Below are 23,070 nucleotides of genomic sequence, written 5' to 3' on the forward strand. Positions count from 1 at the left end.
TTCACGGGGCTGGTCAGCCCATCTCCTCCAGTGCCTTGCCCTTCGTCTCCTTGACGAACTTCAGGACGAACGGGATCGAGAGCGCGGCGAAGACCGTGTAGATGACGTAGGTGCCGGAGAGGTTCCAGTCGGCCAGCGACGGGAAGCTCGCGGTGATGGCCCAGTTGGCGATCCACTGCGCCGCGGCGGCCACGCCCAGGGCGGCGGCGCGGATCTTGTTCGGGAACATCTCGCCGAGCATGACCCAGACCACCACACCCCACGACAGGGCGAAGAAGAGGACGAACACGTGGGCGGCGATCAGGGCGACCCAGCCCTGGGTGCTGGGGAGCCTGCCGTCGACGAGGTGGTACGAGAACGCCCAGGCCTCCAGCGCCAGACCGACGGCCATGCCGATCGAGCCGATGAGGGCGAGCGGCTTGCGGCCGACGCGGTCCACGAAGATCATCGCGATCACGGTGCCGATGATGTTGATGATCGAGGTCGTGAAGGAGTAGAAGAACGAGTCCGTCGGGTCGACACCGACCGACTGCCACAGCGTCGAGGAGTAGTAGAACGCGACGTTGATGCCGACGAACTGCTGGAAGACCGACAGGCCGATACCGACCCAGACGATCGGCTTGAAGAAGAAGCCGCCGCCGAGCAGGTCCTTGAAGGTGGACTTGTGCTCGCTCGTCATGGCGTGCTCGATCTCGGCGACGCGGGCGTCCAGGTCGACGTCCTTGCCCTCGACCTCGGCGAGGATCTCCTTGGCGCGCTCACGCTTGCCGACGGAGAGCAGGAAGCGCGGGGACTCGGGGATCGCGAAGGAGAGCATGCCGTAGAGGACGGCCGGGACGACCATGACGCCGAGCATGACCTGCCAGGCCTCCAGGCCCATCAGGTGACCGCGCTGGTTGCCGCCGGCGGCGTTGAGCAGGCCCCAGTTGACCAGCTGGGAGATGGCGATGCCGACGACGATCGCGGCCTGCTGGAAGGAGCCGAGGCGGCCGCGGTACGCGGGCGGGGCGACCTCGGCGATGTAGGCGGGGCCGATCACGGAGGCCATGCCGATGGCGAAGCCGCCGACGACGCGCCAGACGGCGAAGTCCCAGAGCGAGAAGGGCAGCGCGGAGCCGACGGCGCTCACGACGAAGAGAAGCGCGGCGATCTGCATGACCCGGATACGGCCGATCCGGTCGGCTATGCGGCCGGCGGTCGCGGCACCGACCGCACAGCCGATCAGGGCGATCGCGATGACCTGGGCGAGGGCCGCGGAACCGATGTCGTACTTGGTCCGGATGGCCTCGACCGCGCCGTTGATCACGGAGCTGTCGTAGCCGAAGAGGAAACCGCCCATGGCGGCAGCCGCCGCGATGAAGATGACGTGCCCGAGATGTTCGGGTTGGGCCGTCCTGGCTCCTGACTGAGGTGCCTGCGTTGTGCTGGTCACGTAAATCTCCTCGGGCCACGGCAACGCTGCCGGTGGGGGTAGAGCCCTTACAGGTGAGACCTGAAGGTAAAAGCAACGTTGCAGAGACTATGCCTTCAAGTTTCGAAGTCAATAGTTCAGCTGCTGTGAGTTTTTCGATGTGCCCGAGGCCTCAGTGTTCACTTCTTGAACCCTGAGTGAGTTGATCTTGAATGGCGGCGCTGACCGCGGCGCTACCGCAGGCGCTGGGAGATGACCTTGGAGACGCCGTCGCCCTGCATCGACACGCCGTAGAGCGCGTCGGCGACCTCCATCGTGCGCTTCTGGTGCGTGATCACGATCAGCTGCGAGGTCTCCTGCAGCTCCTGCATGATCCGGATCAGCCGCTGGAGGTTGGTGTCGTCCAGCGCCGCCTCGACCTCGTCCATGACATAGAACGGGCTCGGCCGGGCCTTGAAGATCGACACCAGCAGCGCCACCGCGGTCAGCGAGCGCTCGCCGCCGGAGAGCAGGGAGAGCCGCTTGACCTTCTTGCCCGGCGGGCGCGCCTCGACGTCCACGCCGGTGGTGAGCATGTTGTCGGGGTCGGTCAGCACCAGGCGGCCGTCACCACCGGGGAACAGCCTGCTGAACACGCCCTCGAACTCGCGGGCGGTGTCCCGGTAGGCCTCGGTGAAGACCTGCTCGACGCGCTCGTCGACCTCCTTCACCACCTGCAGCAGGTCGGCACGGGTCTTCTTCAGGTCCTCCAGCTGCTCGCTGAGGAACTTGTGCCGCTCCTCCAGCGCCGCGAACTCCTCCAGCGCCAGCGGGTTGACCTTGCCGAGCTGCTGGTAGGCCCGCTCGGCGGCCTTGAGCCGGCGCTCCTGTTCGGCCCGGTGGAAGGGCTTGGGCTGGTTGCGCGGGTGCTCGGGGTCCTCGGGCAGCACCTCGCCCTCGGCAGGGGGCGAGGGCGGCACGAGCTGGTGCGGGCCGTACTCGGTCACCAGCCCCTCCGGCTCGACACCAAGCTCCTCCAGCGCCTTGGTCTCCAGCTGCTCTATGCGCAGCCGCTTCTCGGCGCCGAGCACCTCGCCGCGGTGCACCGAGTCCGTCAACTTGTCGAGTTCCGCCTTCAGTTCCCGACCTGCGGTGCGCGCGGCGGTCAGCTCCTGCTCGCGCCGCGCCTTGGCGGCCTCGGCGGCGGTGCGCTCCTGCTCGGCCCGGGCGAGGGACACCTCGATGTGCGCGAGCAGCTGCCGGGCGCCGGAGGCCACGGCCTCCGCCACGGCCGCCTCGTGCCGCAGCCGGGCGCGGCGTTGCTCGGCACGCGCGCGTGCCTCGCGTTCCGCGCGTGCGGCACGGTCGAGCGAGTCGGCCCGCCCGGCGAGCCCCTTCACCCGCTCCTCGTGGGTACGGACCTGGAGCCGGGCCTCCATCTCGGTCTGCCGGGCGTTGGCGCCGTCGGCGGCGAGCCGGTCGCGTACGGAGGTGTCCGGCTCCTCCTCGACCGGCATCTCCTCGGCGACCGCCAGCCGCTCGGCCAGCTCCTCGGCCTCCTGTACGGCCTTCTCCAGCGCGTCCTGCGCGCGTGCGGCGGCCGCGGCCGACCGCTCGGCCTCACCTGCGGCACCCCGCGCCTGTCCGGCGAGCCGGCCGAGCTGCTGGGCGACGGCCGACTTCTCCCGGTCCGCCGCCCGGCGCCGGTCAGCGAGCTCTTCCACGAGGGTGGCGGCCTCGGCACGCCGTTCAGCCGCCGTTCGCTGCTCCTGGGCCAGCGCCTCGCAGCGCACCGCCAGCTCGGCCAGCTCGGCCGCGGCCTGGTCCACGGAGGCCTGCACCTCCAGCAGGCTGGGTGCGCCGGCGGAGCCGCCGTGGGCGAAGTGGGCGCCGAGGAGGTCACCTTCGGCGGTGACGGCGGTCAGGTCCGGGTGGGTGCCGATGAGGTCCTCGGCGTCCTCCAGGGTGCCGACGACGACGATTCCTCGCAGGAGGCGGTGGACGGCGGGCATGAGGTCGGCGGGGCCGCGGACAAGGTCTGCGGCGAGGCGCCCACCGGGGGGTGCCATGGTCGGCGGTTCGGCGGCGGGTTCGTCGTGGCTGGTCGCGCCCTGCGGCGGAGCCGCATGTCGATGCTCCCCCGCGCCCCCTTGGGGTGCGCCTCCTGAGGCCGGCTCCATTGCCAGCAGCAGTGCCGCCCGACCGCCGTCCTGCTTGCGGAGCATTCGGATCGCCTCGGCCGCCGCCGCCGGGGTCGATACGGCGATCGCGTCCGCTGCCGCGCCGAAGGCCGCTGCCAGGGGGATCTCGTAGCCGGGGGTGACCGTGAGGAGTTCCGCCGCGGGGCCCAGGACTCCGGTGAGGCGGTCTCGGGCGCCGAGGAGTATGCCGGTGCCGTCCTTGCGGCGCAGGCCCAGGGCCAGCGCTTCGTGGCGGGCCTGGGTCGCGGCGCGGGTGCGTTCGGTGGTGGTGAGGGCCTCGCGGGCCGCGCTCAGGGCGGCTTCGGCCTCGGTGAGCTGCCGTTTGGCCGCCTCGTGCTGTTCGGCCAGGTCCGCGTCGTCGGCGTCGAGGCCGTCGACCTCGGCCTGCAGGGCCTCGTACTCCTCCTGGGCGCGCACCGCCCGTTCCTGTGCCTCGTCGCGGGCCGTGGCCAGGCGGTCGATCTCGGCCTGGGCGGAGGCAGCGCGGGAGCGGGCCGCGTTGACCTGGCCGGACAGGCGGGCCAGGCCCTCGCGGCGGTCGGCGATGGCGCGGGCGACGTCCTTCAGCCGGCGTTCCTCGACGGCCAGCTCCCGTTCCAGTTCGGCGCGGTGGGCGACCGTGTCGTCGAGGGCGTGCTGGGCCGCGTCCAGGGCCGCCTCCAGCTCGGCCTCCTGCTCACGGATCCGGGCGGCCTCGCGCTCCAGGTCCTCGGGCTCGCGGCCGCGCCGCTCGTCCGGGGGCGCGGACGTCGCGCTCTTCACGCGTGCGTCGGCCAGCGAGATCGTGCCGCGGACGCGCTCGGCCAGCTGGGACAGCTCGTACCAGGTCTGCTGGGCGCGCTGCAGGCGGGGCGTGAGCTGCCGTACCTCGTCCTCGAGGAGGCCCTCGCGGTGCAGGGCCTTCTTCAGGTCCTGCTCGGCGGCCTCCTTGCGTTCCTTCAGGGCCGCCTCGTCCGCGATCTCGGCCTTCAGCGCCTGGCGGAGGCGTACGAGGTCGTCGGCCAGCAGGCGCAGGCGGGCGTCGCGCAGGTCCGCCTGGATGACGGCGGCCCGGCGGGCGACCGCCGCCTGGCGGCCCAGGGGCTTGAGCTGGCGGCGGAGTTCGTCGGTCAGGTCCTGCACGCGCGCGAGGTTGGCCTGCATCGCGTCCAGCTTGCGCAGCGCCTTCTCCTTGCGCTTGCGGTGCTTGAGGACGCCGGCCGCCTCCTCGATGAAGGCGCGGCGGCCCATCGGGTCGGCGTGCAGGACGGAGTCGAGCTGGCCCTGGCCGACGATGACGTGCATCTCGCGGCCGATGCCCGAGTCGGACAGGAGTTCCTGGATGTCCAGAAGGCGGCAGGTGTCGCCGTTGATCTGGTACTCGCTGCCGCCGTTGCGGAACATGATCCGCGTGATGGTGACCTCGGCGTACTCGATGGGCAGCGCGCCGTCGGAGTTGTCGATGGTCAGGGACACCTCGGCGCGGCCCAGCGGCGGGCGGCCGGTGGTGCCGGCGAAGATGACGTCCTCCATCTTGCCGCCGCGCAGCGACTTGGCGCCCTGTTCGCCCATGACCCAGCTGAGCGCGTCCACGACATTGGACTTGCCCGAGCCGTTCGGGCCGACGACACACGTGATCCCCGGCTCGAACCGGAGCGTGGTCGCCGAGGCGAACGACTTGAACCCGCGGAGGGTCAGGGCCTTGAGGTGCACGCCGCTGGACTCTACCGGGCGCCGCTATCTCACTCCACGAACACTCGCAACCCCACGGTTTCGCCATTGAACATGCAGGGCACACCGTACGTTAAAGACAGTGAAAGGATGCGCGGGGCAAGAAGGAAGGGACGCCGAAGCGTCCCTTGCAACTCTGACGGCCGGGTTGCGGTCGTCCGATCAACTGAGCGGTTGATACGGCAGCCCGATCGCTGCGACTGCTGTCGTGGAGCGATGCAGTGATCAGGTGAGCGCAGGCTCCGCCTGGTGTGCGTCGATGCTCTCCATGATCCTGTCCTGAGAGGCGGCAGCCGTCAGCGCGTCGTTCTCCGCCTGGATCCTTACGAGCTCGGACTCCAGGTCCTGAACGCGCTGCTGCAGCCGTCGCATCTCGGCGAGGAGTCGAGGGTCGGAGCCGCCGACGTAACCGAGAAGCGCCTTTGCCATGATGGATGGTCCTCCACAATGAGTGACCGACCGATGCGGTGTGGGTCGTGAGGGATTGCACCCGCGGTGCTTGGCACATCCGGGTGTTGCTCTGCTGTTGCTCCATGCCAAACAGCTAAGGTGCGCGGGGCTTTCAGCGTCTCACCAAAAAGTTTGACGGTCAACACGATCACGCCCTGTATTGGCGGGCAAACCGGGGCGCGCGGCCGGAAAAATGGCGGCGCTGCAAGTCATCCGGAGCCCTCAGGGCGTGACGATCAGTTGTTGCTGGGGAGCCTGCCATGCCGGGCCGTTCTTGGCAACCACCAGGCCGTTTCTGCTGTGCGCATGTGCCCCCGGCAGCTCCCTGTGCGCCTGCCTGCGCCCTTTACAGAACCGGTTCAGCGGATGGCGAAGCCGTCGTAGCCGCCGCGGGGTGTGTCCCAGATCTCGGTGACTCCGTCCACGTGTCCGGGCGTGTCGTCGCCCTGGAGCCAGTTCAGCAGCCCCTCGCAGCCCTCGCGCGACCCCTCCGCGACGACCTGGACCCGACCGTCGGCCAAATTGAGAGCAAAACCACTCAGGCCCCCGATCTCCAGCGCCTTGGCGCGCGTGAACCAGCGGAAACCCACACCTTGCACGCGTCCACGCACCCAGGCGATCAGTCGCACATCCTCGCTCATGAGTGCAACCTAACCGGCCGATGTCACTCGGTTCACATCCGCCACCGATGGCAATGCGGTACCGTCCCGCCCAATGCATCTCATATGAAACTCACTCGATCGAGTGAGTTTGGTTGGCCATGAGGAGTCACTCGCCGCGCAGGCGCCGGTCGACCGCGAGGACGAGGAAGAGGGCAGGGACATGGGACGCCACCGTCGCTCCGCCGCCGGCCGCGCCGCCACGGACGTCACCCACACCCGCCACTCCCGCACCGGGACCGGCGCCCCGCAGGACTCGAGCACCGGTGAGCCGTGGCAGGACTCGTACGCGGGTGACTCCTGGCAGGACTCGTACGCAGGTGGCGCCCGGCAGGACTCGTACGCGGGTGACTCCTGGCTGGACTCGTACGCAGGTGGCGCCCGGCAGGACTCGTACGCGGGTGACTCCTGGCTGGACTCGTACGCAGGTGGCGCCTGGCTGGACCCGTACGCAGGTGGCATGCAGCGGGACTCGTACGCAGGTGAGGCCTGGCTGGACCCGTACGCAGGTGAGAGCGTCCGCCACGGCCCGTACCCGGGTGAGGTCGTCCGGCAGGACTCGTACCCGGGTGAGGTCCTCCGCCGCGAGTACCCAGGGTGGATCCTGCGTCGCGAGCAGACGGACATCGTCCGGCGTGCACAGGCTCCCCGGGGCATCGCGCCGTATCTCAACCCCGAGGCCTACACCCCGGCGACCGGTCTGCGGCCGCTGGACTATGCCGACGCGACCGCCAAGGCGCACGCCTATCTGTTCGCGGCGCAGGGCGGCGGGCCGGGCGGCTTCGGGGACGGCGGCTTCACGCCGGCCGGCGGCCCCTCCTCCCGCCACCGGCGCCGGAAGAAGGCCGCGCGGCCGGTGCGCTCGGGTCTGCTCGGGGTGTCCGCGGCCGTGGCTCTCGGTACGGCCGCGGTGGCCACGGGCGTGGTGCCGGGGCTGCAGAACTACCGGCTCGGCGGCGCCACGCACACCACCGGCGGCGAGCGGATACAGGCGGCGGTCACACCGAGCAACACGGCCGCCGAACAGGGCGGCACCTCGGGCAGTGCCGCCAACTCCGAGGGCGGCGCCGGCCCGAACTCCGGGGGCTCGGCGGCCACGAGCCCGTCCGCCTCCGCCGCCACGTCGAACCCGGCGACGGCGTCCGCCTCGCCCGGGCCCACCCCGTCGAAGACGGCGACCGGGAAGCCGACGCCGCGGGCGACGCCGGCCAGCAAGCCGACGAGCACCCCGTCGCGTACGGCGTCCAAGGCGCCGAAGACGCCCAAGGCACCGAAGACGAGTGCCCCACCGGTGGCGGTGTCCACGGCGGACGCCGTCGAGGCGGAGGTGCTGAAGCTCGTCAACCAGGAGCGGGCGAAGGTCGGGTGCAGCCCGCTGACGGCGCAGTCCTCACTGACGAAGCTGGCCGAGTCGTTCAGCGACGACATGGCGGCGCGGGACTTCTTCGACCACACCGACCCGGACGGCAAGACGCCGTGGGACCGGGCCGCGGCGGTGGGGATCACCGACCTCGGCGGCGAGAACATAGCCCGCGGTCAGGCCGACGCGGCGGCCGTCATGGAGGCCTGGATGAACAGCCCCGGCCACCGCGCCAACATCCTGAACTGCGACTTCAAGACCCTGGGTGTCGGCGTCCACTTCGGCCCGGGCGGGCCTTGGTGGACGCAGGACTTTGGGTACTGAGATTCCCGCAGGTCAGACGGCTAAGCACCCTCCTGGGCCGTGTCCGGGCCGTCAACCGTGGCTTCCTCGTCCGCAAAGACGCGATCCACGGCGGCCCGGGTCCGGGTCCCGCTCGACGGCATCAGGTGCGTGTACGTCCGCAGCGTGGAGCCGGGGTCGTGGTGGCCCAGGTACTCACTGAGAGCCTTGATGCTCTCCCCCGCGTCCAGCAGCACCGAGGCATAGAAGTGCCGCAGCGCGTGCATGCCGTTGTCTCGCCCGGTCTCGACGCCCGCCGCCCGGAGTGCCGGCCGCCATACCCGATCGTTGAAGCGGTTCCGGTCCAGCGGCAACCCCATGGGTCCGGTGAAGATCAGCGATGCCGTGACAGGCGGCCCGTCGAGGGTCTTCCACGGCAGCGTGATCCTCGCGGCCGGGTGCCGCTTGAGGTGACCAGCCAGCGCGAAGGCGACCGACTCAGGCAGAGGAACCTCACGCTCCTTGCCACCCTTCGGCGGGGCGAACACCGGCCGGGACAGCCGCAGTAGCTTGACCTGCCGTACGACGTGCACCACTCCCCGAGAAAGTCCACATCTTCCACGGCCAGGCCGAAGGCCTCACCCTGGCGCAGACCGCACCCAGCCGCGACGTTGACGAGGGCCTGATAGCGGTCCGGCAGCGCCGAGCGCACGTCCATGATTCGTTCGGCAGGCCACGGCTTGACCTTGCGAGGCTCCAGGCGCGGCGCCCGCACGGACCGAGCGCCGCACGGGTTGGCACGGATGATCCGGTCCTCTACCGCAGCGGTGAACACCGTTGAGACGTGGGCGAAGATCCCGCGCCGGTACCCGGCGGAAAGCCCACGATCCTCCAGTGTCCGCAGCCAGAGCCGAAGGTGCGACGGGGTGAACGACGCCAACGGCAGCTGTCACCCGAATGGCGCAGCATGACGCGCCCCCCACATGGGTGAAGATCAAGCTGACTAGTGGCCCCAACCGAGGCAATCCGTGAAAGGGGAACCAAATGGGCATTCGACGAATCCTCGCCGCCGTCATCGCCACGGCAGCCCTCGCCGGACTCAGCCTCACAGGCGCCGCCACCGCTGCCACCGCTGCCACCGCACAGGGTGCACTGTCCTACGTCACCCCTTCTCAGTGCAAGCAGGGCGGCGGAACGCCCGATCTGACGGACAACCTCTGCAAGGGCGGTACGTACAACGGAGAGAAGATCGACTAAACCCCACAAGGCGCCCCGCGGCCACGCGTCGCGGGGCGCTCCCGCGCGAGCGTAGCCGGGAGAGTCGCAGGGACTGTGCCGACCCGTCGGGCACGCTAAGTGGCCAACATTCGCCTTGTCCTAACACTCTCGCTAGGGGCCGCCTCTGGGCCGTGCGAGGGTGCTCAACGACGACCAACGCTGACAACCACCGACAGCTAAGTCGCAGGTCGCAGCGTTGATCGATTACGCGGCCGCAGGTCAGAAACCCGGCCCTTCACTTCTTCGGGTACTGAGAAGCGGAACGCCGTGAACCGTCGCTGAGCCCTCAGGCCGCGCGTCCCCGCGTGAACACCCGCGCCGTCTCGGTGACGCGGCGCCCGAGGTGCTCGGCCGTGGCGATGTCGGACTTGTGCACCGCGTCCGGGCCCTCGTCCACGTTGGTCTGGGCCGCCGCGCCCGTGAAGACACCGAGGCGGTTGAGGTCGTGCTCGGAGCCCGCGCTGTTGTTCCAGCCGGGGTGCAGGCCGAGGTTGATCCAGTTCATCCCGTGCTGCGCGGCGAGGATCTGGAAGAACTGCAGGGTGTGCAGCTTGTCGCCGCTCTTGGAACCGGAGTTGGTGAAGCCGGCGGCCAGCTTGTCCTTCCAGTCCTGGCCGAACCAGCGCTTGGAGGTGGCCTCGGCGAAGACGTGGAAGGCGCCGGAGGCGGTGCCCATGTAGGTGGGCGAGCCGAAGACGATCGCGTCGGAGCGGTCCAGCGCCTCCCACTGCTCGTCGGTGATCTCGTCCACCTTGATCAGGTGCACCTCGGCGCCCGCCTCGGCGGCGCCGGCGCGGACGGCCTCCGCGAGGACGGCGGTGTGGCTGTAGCCGGAGTGGTAGGCGATGGAAACGACAGGGGTGGTCACGATGTGTTCTCCTGAGATGGGCAGGTCACTGAGACTGATGAAAGGAAAGCACTAACTTCTAGTTAGTGCAACCTCCCAGTTAGCGCTGTGTTCGAGTACGCTTGGGGGATGGACACCACGCAGGAGCGCACCGAGACGCAGGACCTGCCGTACAACGTGTTCGCCAAGGCCTGCCCCTCGCGCGGCACGCTGGAGCACGTCACGGGACGCTGGGGCGCGCTCACGCTCGGCGCGCTGTACGAAGGCTCGCTGCGCTTCAACGAACTACGCCGCCGCGTGGACGGGGTGAGCGAGAAGATGCTGTCCCAGACGCTGCACGCGCTGGAGCGCGACGGCCTGGTGCACCGCGAGGCGCAGCCGACCAACCCACCGCGCGTGGACTACGAACTGACCCCCCTGGGCCGTCAGGTGGCCGGGCGGCTGCTGGCGCTCATCCACTGCGTGGAGGACGCCATGGACGACGTCCTCGCGGCACGCGCGCGTTACGACGACACGCGCGGCGCCCTCTGACACTTCGGGCAGAAGTAACTGGAGCGGTTCATCCAGGGACGGCGGCGGATCGGGGTGCCGCACCGCTTGCAGGGTTCGCCCTCACGGCCGTACGCGTCCAGGGACCGGTCGAAGTAGCCGGACTCGCCGTTGACGTTGACGTACAGGCTGTCGAAGCTGGTGCCGCCCACGGCGAGGGCGGCGTTCATCACGTCCCGGATGTGGCCGAGGAGTTCGGCGGTGACCGGACGGGTGAAGTTCGCCGTCGGGCGCTCGTAGTGGATGCGGGCGCGCCACAGCGCCTCGTCCGCGTAGATGTTCCCGACGCCGCTGATCAGCGACTGGTCCAGCAGGGCCCGCTTGATGGTGGTCCGCTTGCGGCGCAGCGCCAGGTGGAAGGCCTCGTCCTCGAACAGCTCGTCGAGGGGGTCGCGGGCGATGTGCGCGATGACGTCGGGCAGGCCGTCCGGGGTGTTGTCGTGCAACGACAGCCCGCCGAAGGTGCGCTGGTCGACGAACCGGAGTTCCGTGCCGAGTGAGTCGGCGAACCGGATCCGGATACGCAGATGTTTCTCGTCCGGCGCCTCGTGCGGCTGCACCAGCAGCTGACCGCTCATGCCGAGGTGGGCGAGGACGGACTGGTTGGTCTCCTCCAGCGGCAGCCACAGGTACTTGCCGCGGCGGCTGGGCGTGCCGATGTGGTGGCCCTTGAGCCGGTGCGTGAAGTCGTCGGGCCCCGCCAGGTGCCTGCGTACGGCGCGCGGGTGCAGCACCTCGGTCTCGGCGACGGTGCGGTGGGCGACCCAGCGCGCGAGACCGCGCCGGACGACCTCGACCTCGGGCAACTCGGGCATCGGGACCCCCGTACAGAGCGGTGGACGAGCGGAGCGCCCGCCCCGTCGGCAACGGCGGGGCGGGCGCTCGGTACTGCTGCGGGTCAGGCGGGAGCGGACGACGGGTCGCCGTCCTTGGCGACGGCTTCCCCGGCAGCCGGTTCGCCGTGTTTGGCGACGGCCTCCTTGGCCGCCTTGACCGCCTCGGCGTCCGCGGCGGCCGCTTCCCTGGCCGCCTTGGCGCGCTCGTCCGCGGCGGCCTTGATGGCCCGCCAGGCGGACTCGGCGGCCTGCTGCTCCGCCTCCTTCTTGCTGCGGCCGGTGCCGGTGCCGTACGAGACGCCTCCGACGCGGGCGGCAGCAGTGAAGGTCTTCTCGTGGTCGGGGCCGGTCTCCGTGACCAGGTACTCGGGCACGCCGAGTCCTTCGGTCGCGGTCAGCTCCTGGAGGGAGGTCTTCCAGTCCAGGCCGGCACCGAGGTTCGAGGACTTCTCGATCAGCGGGTCGAAGAGCCGGTGCACCAGCTCGGACGCCGAGTCGAGGCCCTGATCGAGATAGACCGCACCGATCACCGCTTCCAGGGTGTCGGCGAGGATGGACGCCTTGTCCCGGCCGCCCGTGCCCTCTTCACCGCGGCCGAGCCGGATGAAGGAGCCCAGGTCGAGGCCACGGCCGACCTCCGCCAGCGCACGCGAGTTGACCACCGCGGCCCGCAACTTGGCCAGCTGGCCTTCGGGCAGGTCGGGGTGGATGCGGTACAGCGTGTCCGTGACGACGAGGCCGAGGACGGAGTCACCGAGGAACTCCAGCCGCTCGTTCGTCGGCAGACCGCCGTTCTCGTACGCGTAGGAACGGTGGGTCAGCGCGCGCACCAGAAGGGCGGACTCGACCTGGTAGCCGAGCCGCCCTTCCAGAAGCGTGTGGGACGAGGCCTGGTTGTCCGCCTTCTTCTTGGCGGGTGCGTCCGCCTTGGCGTCTTCCGCCTTCTTGGGACTGGACACAGTGCCTCTCACCAGCCCGCTCAGACTTCGAGGACCTGGCGCTTGTTGTAGGTGCCGCAAGACGGGCACGCGATGTGCTGCTGCTTGGGCTCGTGGCAGCGCTCGCACGCAACCAGGGTGGGGACCGCAGCCTTCCACTGCGACCGGCGGTGGCGCGTGTTGCTGCGCGACATCTTCCGCTTCGGAACAGCCACGGCTACTTCTCCTGCTTCTCGTCGACGCCCGCTTCGGCGCCGCTCATCTCGTCCTTCTCGCCGTCTTCGAGTGAACCGGCGAGTCCCTGCAATGCCGCCCAACGGATGTCGACGGCGTCGTGGTGGTGGTCCGGGTCGTCCGCGAGCCGCGCTCCGCACTCGGAGCACAGGCCCGGGCAGTCTTCCTGGCACACCGGCTGCATCGGCAGTGCGAGCACCACCGCATCACGCAGCAGAGGTTCGAGGTCGAACAGTCCGTCCTCGAGGAAGTACCTGTCCTCGTCGTCCTCGGCGTCGTCGCCCGGTTCCGCGATCACACGGCCCCGGTCGTCGGCGTCAGGGTACGAGAACAGTTCCTGGAAGTCCGCTTCGAGCTCCAGCCCGACCGGCTCCAGACACCTTACGCACTCCCCCTCGGCCTGTGCACGGGCGGTGCCTGTGACGAGCACCCCTTCCATGACCGACTCAAGGCGGAGTTCGAGCTCCACCGGGGCGCCTTCCGGCACTCCGATGACCCCCTGGATGCCGAGATCGGCGGGAGCGTCGATGGTGCGGGTCAGGCGCTGCAGCGCGCCAGGACGCCGACCCAGCTCGTGCGTGTCGAACACGAGGGGGTTGCGGTGGTCGAGGCGGGCGTTGGAGGCCATTCCTGCTTTCGATCTTCGAGCTCGGAGGGCCGCCGCCCGTCGATGTCGAGGGCAGCGGTGATCGCGGACGTACACGCGACCGAAGAGCCAGGATACTGGACCTTTCGCTCTCGGCCCAATCCGGTGGTCGCGGGCGGTCGCGCGGCGCGTTCCGCGCCTACAGTCCCCGGCCCTGCTCGTACGCCCTCAACTGCTCCGCGCTGATCATGCCCGTGTCGAAGAGGCTGGTCTCGTCGAGAGCGTAGCCCTGCTGGGGCTGCTGTTGCTGGTGGGCCTGCTGGGGGTCGTAGGCGGCCTGCTGCTGGTCGTAGCCCTGATAGGCATACGGGTCGGCCTGCTGGTAGCTGTAAGGGTCCTGCTGGCTGTACGCGGGCTGCTGCGGGAAGCCGCCGTAGGGGTCGGGCTGCTGCTGCTCGTACGACGCGTACGCGGGCTGCGGGTCGTACGACGGCTGCTGCTGCGGCTGCTGCTGGCGGTCCGGGCGCTCGGCCGGGGTGTCCTGCTCGGCGAGGGCGGCGAGGTCGGCGAGGTAGTCGGCGTCGCTGGAGTGCTGGAAGGTCGTGGTGTCGTCGGCGAGGGCGCCGAGGTCGTCCGTGGCGATCCGGCCGTGCAGCTTCTGCCGGCCGCGGCCGACGGCCTCCAGGGTCTTGGCGAGCACCGCCTCGAAGGCACCCAGCTTGGCGTCGACGTACTGGTCGGCGTTGTGGCGCAGGGTCTCCGGGTCGTGGCTGCGCTCGGGGGCGTCCTCGTCCTCGTAGCCGTTCTCGTCCAGGCCGGGCCCGGTGCCGAGGAGCTTCTCGCGGCCCCGGCCCACCGAGCCGAGGGTCTTGGTGAGGACGACCTCGAAGTTGGCGAGCTTGGAGTCGACGTAGTCGTCGGCCTCGGCGCGGATCTCCTCGGCCTCCTTGCGGGCCTCGGCGAGGATCCGATCGGCCTCGGCCTGGGAGCGGCGGGCGATCTCGGTGTCGGAGATCAGCGAGCCGCGCTCGGCGTGCGCGTTGGAGATGATCAGCTCGGCTTCCTGACGGGCCTGCTCGACCATCTGGTCACGGTCGCCGATCAGCTCCTGCGCCTGTGCGAGGGAGCCGGGCAGGGCCTGGCGCACCTCTTCCAGCATCGCGAGCAGGTCGGCGCGGTTGACCACGCAGGACGCCGACATGGGCATGGACCGGGCGCCGGAGACCGTGGAGACGATCTCGTCGAGCTTCTTCTGCACGTCCACCTGTGCTCGCCACTCTCTACAGCCGGGATGGAGACGGACGGGACGACTGTAGTCCCCTCGGTCCCATCAAACCTTGCGCAGGCGCTTGTTCAGGGCTTCCAGCACCGGGGCGGGCACCAGGTGGGAGACGTCGCCGCCCCAGGCCGCGACCTCCTTGACCAGGGAGGAGGAGAGGAAGCTGTAGGTGGGGTTGGTGGGCACGAACAGCGTTTCCACGCCGGTGAGGCCGATGTTCATCTGGGCCATCTGCAGTTCGTAGTCGAAGTCGCTGACGGCACGCAGGCCCTTGACGATGGCGGGGATGTCGCGCTGCTTGCAGAAGTCGACGAGCAGACCGTGGAAGGCCTCGACCCGGACGTTGGCGTAGTCGGCGGTGACCTCGCGGATCAACTCGATCCGCTCCTCGATCTCGAACAGGCCCTTCTTGGACTTGTTGATCATCACCGCGACGTAGACCTCGTCATACAGACGGGAGGCTCGGGCAATGATGTCGAGGTGTCCGTTGGTGATCGGGTCGAACGACCCGGGACAGACGGCGCGGCGCACTTGTGATCCCTCGCTCTCCGGTCCGGTCATCGTGCGTCTTCGCACGTAGAGGCGGCGCGACCGTACCAAAACGTTCCCTCGCCGTAGCGACGGGACCTGATCGCCTCGAAGCCGTCCGGCCACTGGAATGCGCCACCTCTGGTGCTGCGCTCCACGGTGACGAGCGCTTGCTCAGCGAGCCAGCCTTCCGAGTGGAGTGTGAGCAGGATCTCGCGAAGATCGTGATCTGTGACAACGTACGGGGGGTCGAGGAAGACGAGGTCGTACGGCTCGGCGGGGGGTGCGGTCCTGATGACTTGTTCCGCTTTGCCCGCTCGCACTTCGGCGCCGGGGAGGCCGAGGTTCTTCACGTTCTCCCGGACGATCCTGGCTGCGCGGGCGTCCGCTTCCACGAGGAGCGTGTGGCTCGCGCCGCGGGAGAGGGCCTCCAGGCCCACGGCGCCTGAGCCGGCGTAGAGGTCGAGGACTCGTTCGCCGTCCAGGGGGCCGCCGAGGAGGGACTGCCAGGTGGAGAAGAGGCCCTCGCGTGCGCGGTCGGAGGTGGGCCGGGTTCCGGTGCCGGGGGGTACCGAGAGGCGCCGTCCGCCGGCCCGGCCGGCGATCACGCGGGTCATGTGGGGTCCTTCTTCGTGGCGGCTTTACGGTTCATTGTGGCTGCTTGCGTCATTGTGGCTGCTTGCGCCCGCGCGGCGGTAGCCGCATACGGAGCACGGCCCCGCGCCCCTTGGGGCAGGTCCGCCTCAGCCCTTCTCCAAGTACTGCTCCCTCTCCTCGTCCAGCAGGGCGTCCAGAGCCGTCCGCAGGCCCGGCAGGCGCTCCAGCTCCGGATCCGCCGTCACCAGGGCCGTCGCCTCCTGCCTCGCCTCCGCGATGACCTCCTCGTCCTCGATGACCGCGAGGACCCGCAAGGAGGAGCGGGCGCCGGACTGGGCCTGGCCGAGGACGTCGCCCTCGCGGCGCTGTTCGAGGTCGATGCGGGAGAGCTCGAAGCCGTCGAGGGTGGCGGCGACGGCGTTCAGCCGCTGGCGGGCCGCACTGGCCTCGGGCATCTCGGTGACCAGGAGGCACAGGCCGGGGGCGGAGCCACGGCCGACGCGGCCGCGGAGCTGGTGGAGCTGGGAGACGCCGAAGCGGTCGGCGTCCATGATGACCATCACCGTGGCGTTGGGGACGTTCACCCCGACCTCGATGACCGTGGTGGCGACCAGGACGTCCGTCTCGCCGGCCGCGAAGCGGCGCATCACCGCGTCCTTGTCGTCCGGGTGCATACGGCCGTGCAGGACCTCCACCCTCAGGCCCTGGAGGGGGCCGCGGCCCAGCTGGTCGGCGACGTCCAGGACCGCGAGCGGCGGGCGCTTCTCCGCCTCGTCCTCGGGGGACTTCGTCTTGCCGGCCTTCTTGGGGTCGTCCTCCTCGTCGCCGATGCGGGGGCAGACGACGTACGCCTGGTGGCCGTTCGCCACCTCCTCGCGGACCCGCTCCCAGGCGCGGGTGAGGAAGTGGGGCTTGTCGGCGGCCGGGACCACATGGCTGGCGATCGGGGAGCGGCCGGCGGGGAGCTGGTCCAGGACGGAGGTCTCCAGGTCGCCGAAGACCGTCATGGCGACCGTGCGCGGGATGGGGGTGGCCGTCATGACCAGCAGGTGCGGGGGCTGCTTGCCCTTGCCGCGCAGGGCGTCGCGCTGCTCGACGCCGAAGCGGTGCTGCTCGTCCACCACGACCAGGCCGAGGTCGTGGAACTGGACCTTGTCCTCGATCAGGGCGTGCGTGCCGATGACGATGCCGGCCTCGCCGGTGACCAGGTCGAGCAGGGCCTGGCGGCGGGCGGCGGCGCCCATGGAGCCGGTGAGCAGGACGACCTTGGTGGCGTGCTCGGTGCCGCCCAGCATCCCTCCCTCGGCCAGCTCGCCCATCATCTCGGTGACCGAGCGGTGGTGCTGCTGGGCGAGCACCTCGGTGGGCGCGAGCATGGCCGCCTGCCCGCCCGCGTCGACCACGGCGAGCATGGCACGCAGGGCCACCAGCGTCTTTCCCGAGCCGACCTCTCCTTGCAGCAGGCGGTGCATCGGGTGTTCCGTGGCGAGGTCGTCGAAGATCTCCTCGGAGACCTTCTGCTGGCCCTCGGTGAGGGTGAAGGGCAGGCGGTCGTCGAAGGCCGTGAGGAGGCCGTCGGGCCTGGGTGTGCGCGGGACGGCGGGGAGCTGGGTGTCCGCGTAGCGGCGGCGGGCCAGGGCGACCTGGAGGACGAAGGCCTCGTCCCACTTCAGGCGGGCGCGGGCGTCGGCGATGTCGGCCTTGGTGTGCGGGCGGTGGATCTTGAGCAGGGCCTCGGGGAGCGGGACCAGGCCACGGCCCTCGCGGAGGGAGGGGGGAAGCGGGTCCAGCGCTTCCTGTGCGGTGGGCAGCACCGTCTGAACCGCCTTGCCGATCTTCCAGGACTCCAGTTTGGCGGTGGCCGGGTAGATGGGGATCAGGGCGCCGGCCCAGCCCTCCACGGTCTCCTCGCTGTCGCCGCGCAGCAACTCGTATGCCGGATGGGCGAGTTGGAGGCGGCGGTTGAAGACCGAGACCTTGCCGGCGAACATCGCGCGCGTGCCCGGCAGCAGCTCCTTGTGGGGCTTGTGGACACCGTTGCCGAAGAAGACCAGCTGGAGCCGGCCGCTGCCGTCGGTGATCGTGACCTCCAGGCGCTGGCCCTTGCCGCGGGAGGCCTTGGCGGAGGCGAAGGTGTGCAGGCGGGCGTCGGCGACCTGGGCGACGACCGTGACGTGCTCGTCCATGGGCAGCTCGGCGAGTTGGGTGAGCTGGCCGCGCTCCTCGTATCTGCGCGGGTAGTGGTGGAGGAGGTCGCCGACGGTGTGCAGGCCGAGGTGCTCGGCCATCACCTTCGCGGTGGCGGGGCCGAGCACCGACTTCAGTGGCTGCTTCAGTGGTTCTTGCAGTGCGGGCACGAGATCCATTGCACACCACCGCACTGACAATGCCGCGAAACCCCTGGTCAGCTGGACTGTTCCGGCCCTAGGATGGCGCGCTCCGGCCATCCTTCGCGGTCACCGCCCCGCCGGGACCGCCCGACCCCGCGCCGCACGCACTCCCCTCCGGCGCAGTGACGATGGACTCCCAGACCTCACAGTCAGCCCAGGCATCCCAGTCACCTCACCCTCCTCACATGTTTCAGGTCGACCTGCGCGGTCTGGTGGACCTGCTCTCCCATCACCTCTATTCCAGCCCCAAGGTCTATCTGCGCGAGCTGCTGCAGAACGCCGTCGACGCCATCACGGCACGGCGGGGCGCGGAGCCCGATGCCCCGGCCCGGGTGCGGCTGCACGCCGACGGCGGCGGCCTGCGCGTGGAGGACACCGGGATCGGGCTCACCGAGGCGGACGTGCACGATCTGCTCGCCACCATCGGGCGCAGCTCCAAGCGGGCCGAGGGCCTGCAGGAGGCCCGTTCGGACTTCCTCGGCCAGTTCGGCATCGGCCTGCTCGCGTGCTTCGTGGTCGCCGAGCGGATCCGGGTGGTCAGTCGCAGCGCCCGTACGCCGGGCGCACCACCGGTGGAGTGGACGGCGCGCGACGACGGCTCGTACACCGTGCGGACCCTGCCCGACTCCGCACGGCCCGAGCCCGGTACGACCGTCCACCTGACCGCGCGGCCGGGGGCGGCCGAGTGGCTGGCGCCGGAGCGGGTGCTGGCCCTGGCCCGCGACTTCGGCGCGCTGCTGCCGTACGACGTCCGGGTGGGCGAGGAGCCGGTGACGGATCTGCCCGCGCCCTGGGACCGGCCGTACCCGAGCCCTTCGAGCAGAAGGGTGGCGCTGGCCCGGCACTGTCACGAGCTGTTCGGGTTCACCCCGCTGGACTCGATCGACCTGGACGTGCCGCTGGCCGGGATCCGCGGGGTGGCGTACGTGCTGCCGGCGGCCGTGAGCCCCGCCCAGCGGGCGACCCACCGGGTGCATCTGAAGGGCATGCTGCTGACCGAGCGGGCCGAACAGCTGCTGCCCGACTGGGCGTTCTTCGTGCGCTGTGTGCTGGACACCGACAGTCTGCGGCCGACGGCCTCACGGGAGTCGCTGTACGAGGACGAGACGCTGGCCGCGGTGCGGGAGGCGCTCGGGGAGAGGATTCGCTCGTGGCTCACGGGGCTTGCCGCCGGTGATCCGGAGCGGCTGACGGCCTTCCTCGCCGTGCATCACCTGGGGGTGAAGTCGCTCGCCCGGCACGACCGGGACATGCTGCGCACGATGCTGCCCTGGCTGCCGTTCGAGACGACCGACGGGCAGCTGTCGCTGGAGGAGTTCGCACAACGCCACCCGGTGGTGCACTTCACGCGGACCGTCGAGGAGTACCGGCAGGTCGCGCCGATCGCCTCCGCGCAGGGCGTCGGCGTGGTCAACGGCGGCTACACGTACGACGGCGACCTGGTGGAGGCGCTGCCGTCGGTGCGGCCGGGGACGGTGGTCGCCGAGCTGGACGCGGACACCGTGACGGCGCACCTGGACGCGGTCGACCCGGGCGAGGAGCTGGCCCTGTCCGGCTTCCTGGCGGCGGCGCGGGCGAAGCTGGACCCGCTGGGCTGTGACGTCGTCCTGCGGGCCTTCCATCCGCTGTCCGTGCCCGCGCTGCATCTGGACGACCGTTCCGCGCGGCACGAGCAGGCCCGCGCGGCGGCCGAGGAGCAGGCCGACGACCTGTGGGCGGGCATCCTCGGCTCGCTGCGCGGCAGCGCACCACGCGCGCGTCTGGTACTCAACCATCTCAACCCGCTGGTGCGGCGCATCGGTTCGCTGAAGGACCCGGAACTGATCGGCACCGCCACGGAGTCGCTGTACGGGCAGGCCCTGCTGATGGCGCAGCGCTCGCTCCGGCCGGCCGACTCGGCGCTGCTGAACCGGGCGTTCATCGGCCTGCTGGAGTGGGCGACCCATGGGGAGAGTGACGGGCGATGAGCGAGATCGCGGACTTCGACGCGCTGCGCCGGGCGATGGCGGAGAACTCCGAGCAGCCGGAGGGCCCGGCCCGCAACGCGCGCGCGGAGCGGCTGCTGGCCGAGGCGGAGGGCCTCGGCGTCCCGCTGGCCGTCATCGAGGCGCTCGGGCACCAGCTGAAGGTCTACAACTACAGCTCCGAGAAGGACAAGATGTTCGTCCCGTTCGCGCGGCTGCTGCGCATGTGGGACGAACGGCCCGAGGACTTCGACGCGTACGAGGCGCACTCGCTGCACTGGGTCTTCAAGTGGATGTCGGCGGGCATGCTGGACCAGCCGCACATCCCGCTCGCCTCGATCGAGAAGTGGCTCGCCGAGATGGAGCACCGCTACCGGCTCGCCGGGCACTCCGAACGTGCCGTGCGCGGCGCGGAGTTCACTGTGGCCGCGCACGTCGGGGACCTGGCGCGCGCGGAGCGGGCGTACGCCGCGTGGCTCGCCGCGGACCGGGACACGATGGCCGACTGCCACGCGTGCGAGCTGCACGGGCAGGGCGAGTGGCAGGTCCAGCGCGGCAGGGACGCTCAGGCCCTGGAGCTGTGGCGGCCGGTGCTGGAGGGCGAGTTCGCCTGCGCGCACGAACCGCACACCGTGCTGGCCTCCTCGCTGGCCCCGCTGCTGCGCCTGGGGCGCGTCGACGAGGCCCGCGCGAACCATCTGCGGGGCTTTCGTCTGGTCCGCCCGATGGAGTCGATGCGCGGCGCGTACGCCGACCATGTGGAGTTCTGCGCACTGACGGGCAATGAGGCACGCGCTCTGGAGCTGCTCGCCGAGCGGCCGGCGTATTTCACCGACACGGGGCATCCGCGCAGCCGGCTGGACTTCCTGGCCGTGGTGACGCTGCTGATGGACCGGCTGACCGAGCTGGGCCTCGGCGGACAGCGGGTGCCGGGTCCGGCCGGGCGGACCTGGACGGCACAGGAACTCGCCGGCCACGCGCGCGTGGAGACGCTGGACCTGGCCGAGCGGTTCGACCGGCGCAACGGCACGTCGAACATCGGCGCCCGGGCACGCGCGCGTATGGCTCAGCGGCCGCTGGTGGAGCGCCTGCCGCTGGGCGTGCGCACGGTGCGCACGGGGCCGGCGCCGGTGGCCGCGCCCCCGCCCACGGAGGGGCACGGCGAGCCCGGCCTGGCGGCCCTGCTCGCCGAGGCACGCCGGCTGTCGGAGACCCTGCGGCCACACGCCCTGGAGGCCTGGGCCGCGGTCCGGCGGGCCGCGCGCGGTACGGATCTGGAGCCGCGCGACCGCGCGGAGCTGGCCGAGCACGAGGCGATGGCCCGCGGCCCCGAGGGCATCGAGCTGTTCGAGCAGGCGGCGGCCCTGTACGCCGAGGCGGGCGACCCCGGCGAGGCCCTGGCGGCACGCGCGCGTGGAGCGTACGTCCGCGCCCTGACCGGCGACGTACTGGCGGCCCTGGACGTGGTCACCGGCCTGTACGACGAGGCCCTCGCCCTGTACGCCGAGGAGGCCACCGGCGTACGGCAGACGGCGTCGGTCCTGATGAGCCGGGCGCGGATCCTCATGCGACGGGTACACGAGGGTGCGCCGGTCCTGGAGGCCCCGGTACCGGGCGGCTCCGCGCCCGAGGACGCGTCGACCGACAGACGCGTCCCCGACACGTCGGTGTTCGCGCAGGTCGAGCAGGCCGTGCGTGAGGTGCTGGCGCTCGTCGAGGGGCGGACCGCGGATGATGTGCGGCTGGCCGCCCGGGCCGCTGAGGCGCGGGGCATGCTCGCCGAGCTGGCCGGGGTGCGCGGGGACGGCGGGCGGGCCGCGGAGTTGTTCCGGCGGGCGGCCGACGCGTATGTGAGCGCCGGGCTGCCGTGGTTCGCCGTGGAGTACGAGATGCAGGTCGCCGCGCTGGCCCATCAGGCCGGTGAGCCGGGCGAGGCGGAACGGGCGCTGCGGGCCGCCCTGGAGCACGGCGGGCCGTACCTGGAGCCGGTCGGCCGGGCCCAGCTGCATCTGCAGCTGGCCGAGGTCGTCGGCGCCCGGGGTGAGGTCGTCGAGGCCACCGAACATGCGCTGCAGGCCGCGCACTGGGCCGACGAGGCGGGCGAGAGCGGCACGCTGGGCGCCTGGGCGCGGCAGCAGCTGGGCGGTTTCCTGCTGCGGCAGGGGCGGTGCGCCGAGGCCGCCGAGGTGCTGGAGTCGGCGCTGGCCGACCTGTCCGCCGAGACGCACGGGGACGGAGCCGTCGTACAGGCGCAGTGGTGGCTCGGCGACTGCCTGGGCGAGCTGGGTGATCACCGGGCGGCGGCGGAACACCGGCTGCGGGCCGCCGAGACCGCCCGGCACTGGCCCGAGCAGCAGGACCACGCCACGCTCGCCCACCTCGCCGCCGAGTCGCTGAGCAAGGCCGGCCTGCTGGACGAGGCCGACCAGGCCTATGCGCGAGCGGGCGAGCTGTGGCGGGCGCTGGGCAACCCGGCCTTCCTCGTCCGCTCACTGCGCGCCCGCGGCTGGCTGGCGCTGCGCGGGGAGCGCGGCGCGGAGGGCGCGCGGGAGCTGATGGCGGAGGCGGTGCGCACGTGCGAGCGGGCGCGTCGGGCCGCGGCCGACCCGGTGTCCATGGCACAGCTCACCGGCGAACTCGCCCACACGCACGGGCAGTTCGGAGAGCTGCTGACCCGCTCGGCGACCGAGGGGGCGGAGCGGGCCGAGGAAACCGAAGAGGGCGCGATCCAGGCCGTGTTCGAGGCGGCCCTGATCCAGCTGGACCGCGCGGCCGACCTGTTCACCACGCTCGGCCCGGACGCGCTGCACGACCGTACCGGTGCCCAACTCGCCGCCGGGCGGCTGGCTGCGGACCTCGGCCGGCCCGCCGAGGCGGCGGCACGCGCGCGTGCCGTGCTCGTGGCCTACCGGGGCGCCGACGACGGGGACGAGACCGTCCGGGTGCGCCGGGTGGAGGCCGCCCGGATGCTGGAGCAGGAGTCGTGAACCCG

General features: G+C 71.0%; 19 protein-coding genes. 5 read left to right on the forward strand and 14 right to left on the reverse strand.

The window, feature by feature from the left end; all coding sequences use genetic code 11:
* Positions 1 to 13 precede the first annotated feature (13 nt).
* The 4 genes from ACZ5NH_RS22465 to ACZ5NH_RS22480 form a co-directional block, all read right to left on the reverse strand.
* Entirely contained in the window at positions 14 to 1,432 is a 1,419-nt protein-coding gene (locus ACZ5NH_RS22465; protein ID WP_451555997.1) for a sugar porter family MFS transporter, read from the reverse strand.
* Positions 1,433 to 1,644: 212 nt separating this feature from the next.
* On the reverse strand, positions 1,645 to 5,283 hold the full coding sequence (smc, locus tag ACZ5NH_RS22470; RefSeq protein ID WP_468777572.1) for a chromosome segregation protein SMC: 3,639 nt from the start codon (positions 5,281 to 5,283) through the stop codon (positions 1,645 to 1,647).
* Positions 5,284 to 5,526: 243 nt separating this feature from the next.
* Positions 5,527 to 5,730 (reverse strand): hypothetical protein, encoded by a 204-nt coding sequence (locus ACZ5NH_RS22475; RefSeq protein WP_023546484.1) that lies wholly within the window; start codon positions 5,728 to 5,730, stop codon positions 5,527 to 5,529.
* A 380-nt stretch (positions 5,731 to 6,110) separates the two neighbouring features.
* The gene (locus tag ACZ5NH_RS22480) at positions 6,111 to 6,392 is read right to left on the reverse strand and encodes an acylphosphatase (RefSeq protein WP_388628077.1); all 282 of its coding nucleotides are present in this window, start codon (positions 6,390 to 6,392) and stop codon (positions 6,111 to 6,113) included.
* A 478-nt stretch (positions 6,393 to 6,870) separates the two neighbouring features.
* Between ACZ5NH_RS22480 and ACZ5NH_RS22485 the strand changes: the two genes are divergently transcribed.
* On the forward strand, positions 6,871 to 8,094 hold the full coding sequence (locus ACZ5NH_RS22485; RefSeq protein ID WP_468777763.1) for a CAP domain-containing protein: 1,224 nt from the start codon (positions 6,871 to 6,873) through the stop codon (positions 8,092 to 8,094).
* A gap of 20 nt (positions 8,095 to 8,114) precedes the next feature.
* Here the strand turns inward: ACZ5NH_RS22485 and ACZ5NH_RS22490 are convergent, their stop codons facing one another.
* Positions 8,115 to 8,645, reverse strand: a complete 531-nt coding sequence (locus tag ACZ5NH_RS22490) for a tyrosine-type recombinase/integrase (protein ID WP_468777575.1) — start codon at positions 8,643 to 8,645, stop codon at positions 8,115 to 8,117.
* Between the two features lie 451 nt (positions 8,646 to 9,096).
* Between ACZ5NH_RS22490 and ACZ5NH_RS22495 the strand changes: the two genes are divergently transcribed.
* On the forward strand, positions 9,097 to 9,309 hold the full coding sequence (locus ACZ5NH_RS22495) for a hypothetical protein (RefSeq protein ID WP_468777577.1): 213 nt from the start codon (positions 9,097 to 9,099) through the stop codon (positions 9,307 to 9,309).
* Positions 9,310 to 9,616: 307 nt separating this feature from the next.
* Here the strand turns inward: ACZ5NH_RS22495 and ACZ5NH_RS22500 are convergent, their stop codons facing one another.
* The gene (locus ACZ5NH_RS22500; RefSeq protein ID WP_468777579.1) at positions 9,617 to 10,198 is read right to left on the reverse strand and encodes a flavodoxin family protein; all 582 of its coding nucleotides are present in this window, start codon (positions 10,196 to 10,198) and stop codon (positions 9,617 to 9,619) included.
* 108 nt (positions 10,199 to 10,306) lie between these two features.
* Between ACZ5NH_RS22500 and ACZ5NH_RS22505 the strand changes: the two genes are divergently transcribed.
* Positions 10,307 to 10,708: a winged helix-turn-helix transcriptional regulator gene (locus ACZ5NH_RS22505; RefSeq protein ID WP_388628081.1), complete on the forward strand. Its 402-nt coding sequence runs from the start codon at positions 10,307 to 10,309 to the stop codon at positions 10,706 to 10,708.
* On the opposite strand, the gene mutM is transcribed toward ACZ5NH_RS22505, so the two are convergent.
* From mutM to recG, 8 genes are all read right to left on the reverse strand, one after another.
* Entirely contained in the window at positions 10,681 to 11,541 is an 861-nt protein-coding gene (gene mutM, locus ACZ5NH_RS22510) for a bifunctional DNA-formamidopyrimidine glycosylase/DNA-(apurinic or apyrimidinic site) lyase (RefSeq protein ID WP_388628083.1), read from the reverse strand. The genes ACZ5NH_RS22505 and mutM overlap by 28 nt on opposite strands.
* Before the next feature lie 83 nt (positions 11,542 to 11,624).
* Entirely contained in the window at positions 11,625 to 12,533 is a 909-nt protein-coding gene (gene rnc / locus ACZ5NH_RS22515) for a ribonuclease III (RefSeq protein ID WP_468777581.1), read from the reverse strand.
* Positions 12,534 to 12,541: 8 nt separating this feature from the next.
* Positions 12,542 to 12,715: a 50S ribosomal protein L32 gene (gene rpmF, locus ACZ5NH_RS22520; RefSeq protein ID WP_003951102.1), complete on the reverse strand. Its 174-nt coding sequence runs from the start codon at positions 12,713 to 12,715 to the stop codon at positions 12,542 to 12,544.
* A gap of 2 nt (positions 12,716 to 12,717) precedes the next feature.
* Entirely contained in the window at positions 12,718 to 13,362 is a 645-nt protein-coding gene (locus tag ACZ5NH_RS22525; RefSeq protein WP_388628088.1) for a YceD family protein, read from the reverse strand.
* Positions 13,363 to 13,519: 157 nt separating this feature from the next.
* Entirely contained in the window at positions 13,520 to 14,584 is a 1,065-nt protein-coding gene (locus tag ACZ5NH_RS22530) for an ATP synthase F0 subunit B (RefSeq protein ID WP_468777583.1), read from the reverse strand.
* Positions 14,585 to 14,650: 66 nt separating this feature from the next.
* Complete coding sequence (gene coaD, locus ACZ5NH_RS22535; protein WP_055704332.1) at positions 14,651 to 15,130, reverse strand: pantetheine-phosphate adenylyltransferase; 480 nt, start codon at positions 15,128 to 15,130, stop codon at positions 14,651 to 14,653.
* A 26-nt stretch (positions 15,131 to 15,156) separates the two neighbouring features.
* Entirely contained in the window at positions 15,157 to 15,744 is a 588-nt protein-coding gene (gene rsmD / locus ACZ5NH_RS22540; protein ID WP_451553470.1) for a 16S rRNA (guanine(966)-N(2))-methyltransferase RsmD, read from the reverse strand.
* A 126-nt stretch (positions 15,745 to 15,870) separates the two neighbouring features.
* Positions 15,871 to 18,090: an ATP-dependent DNA helicase RecG gene (gene recG, locus ACZ5NH_RS22545; RefSeq protein ID WP_468777586.1), complete on the reverse strand. Its 2,220-nt coding sequence runs from the start codon at positions 18,088 to 18,090 to the stop codon at positions 15,871 to 15,873.
* A gap of 152 nt (positions 18,091 to 18,242) precedes the next feature.
* Between recG and ACZ5NH_RS22550 the strand changes: the two genes are divergently transcribed.
* Positions 18,243 to 20,081 carry an HSP90 family protein gene (locus tag ACZ5NH_RS22550; RefSeq protein ID WP_468777777.1) on the forward strand — a complete coding sequence of 613 codons (1,839 nt, stop codon included), beginning with the start codon at positions 18,243 to 18,245 and terminating at the stop codon, positions 20,079 to 20,081.
* On the forward strand, positions 20,078 to 23,065 hold the full coding sequence (locus tag ACZ5NH_RS22555; RefSeq protein WP_468777588.1) for a tetratricopeptide repeat protein: 2,988 nt from the start codon (positions 20,078 to 20,080) through the stop codon (positions 23,063 to 23,065). Before ACZ5NH_RS22550 ends, ACZ5NH_RS22555 begins: the two co-directional genes overlap by 4 nt.
* Positions 23,066 to 23,070: the final 5 nt, after the last annotated feature.

Source organism: Streptomyces sp. NPDC031426 (assembly GCF_055581585.1).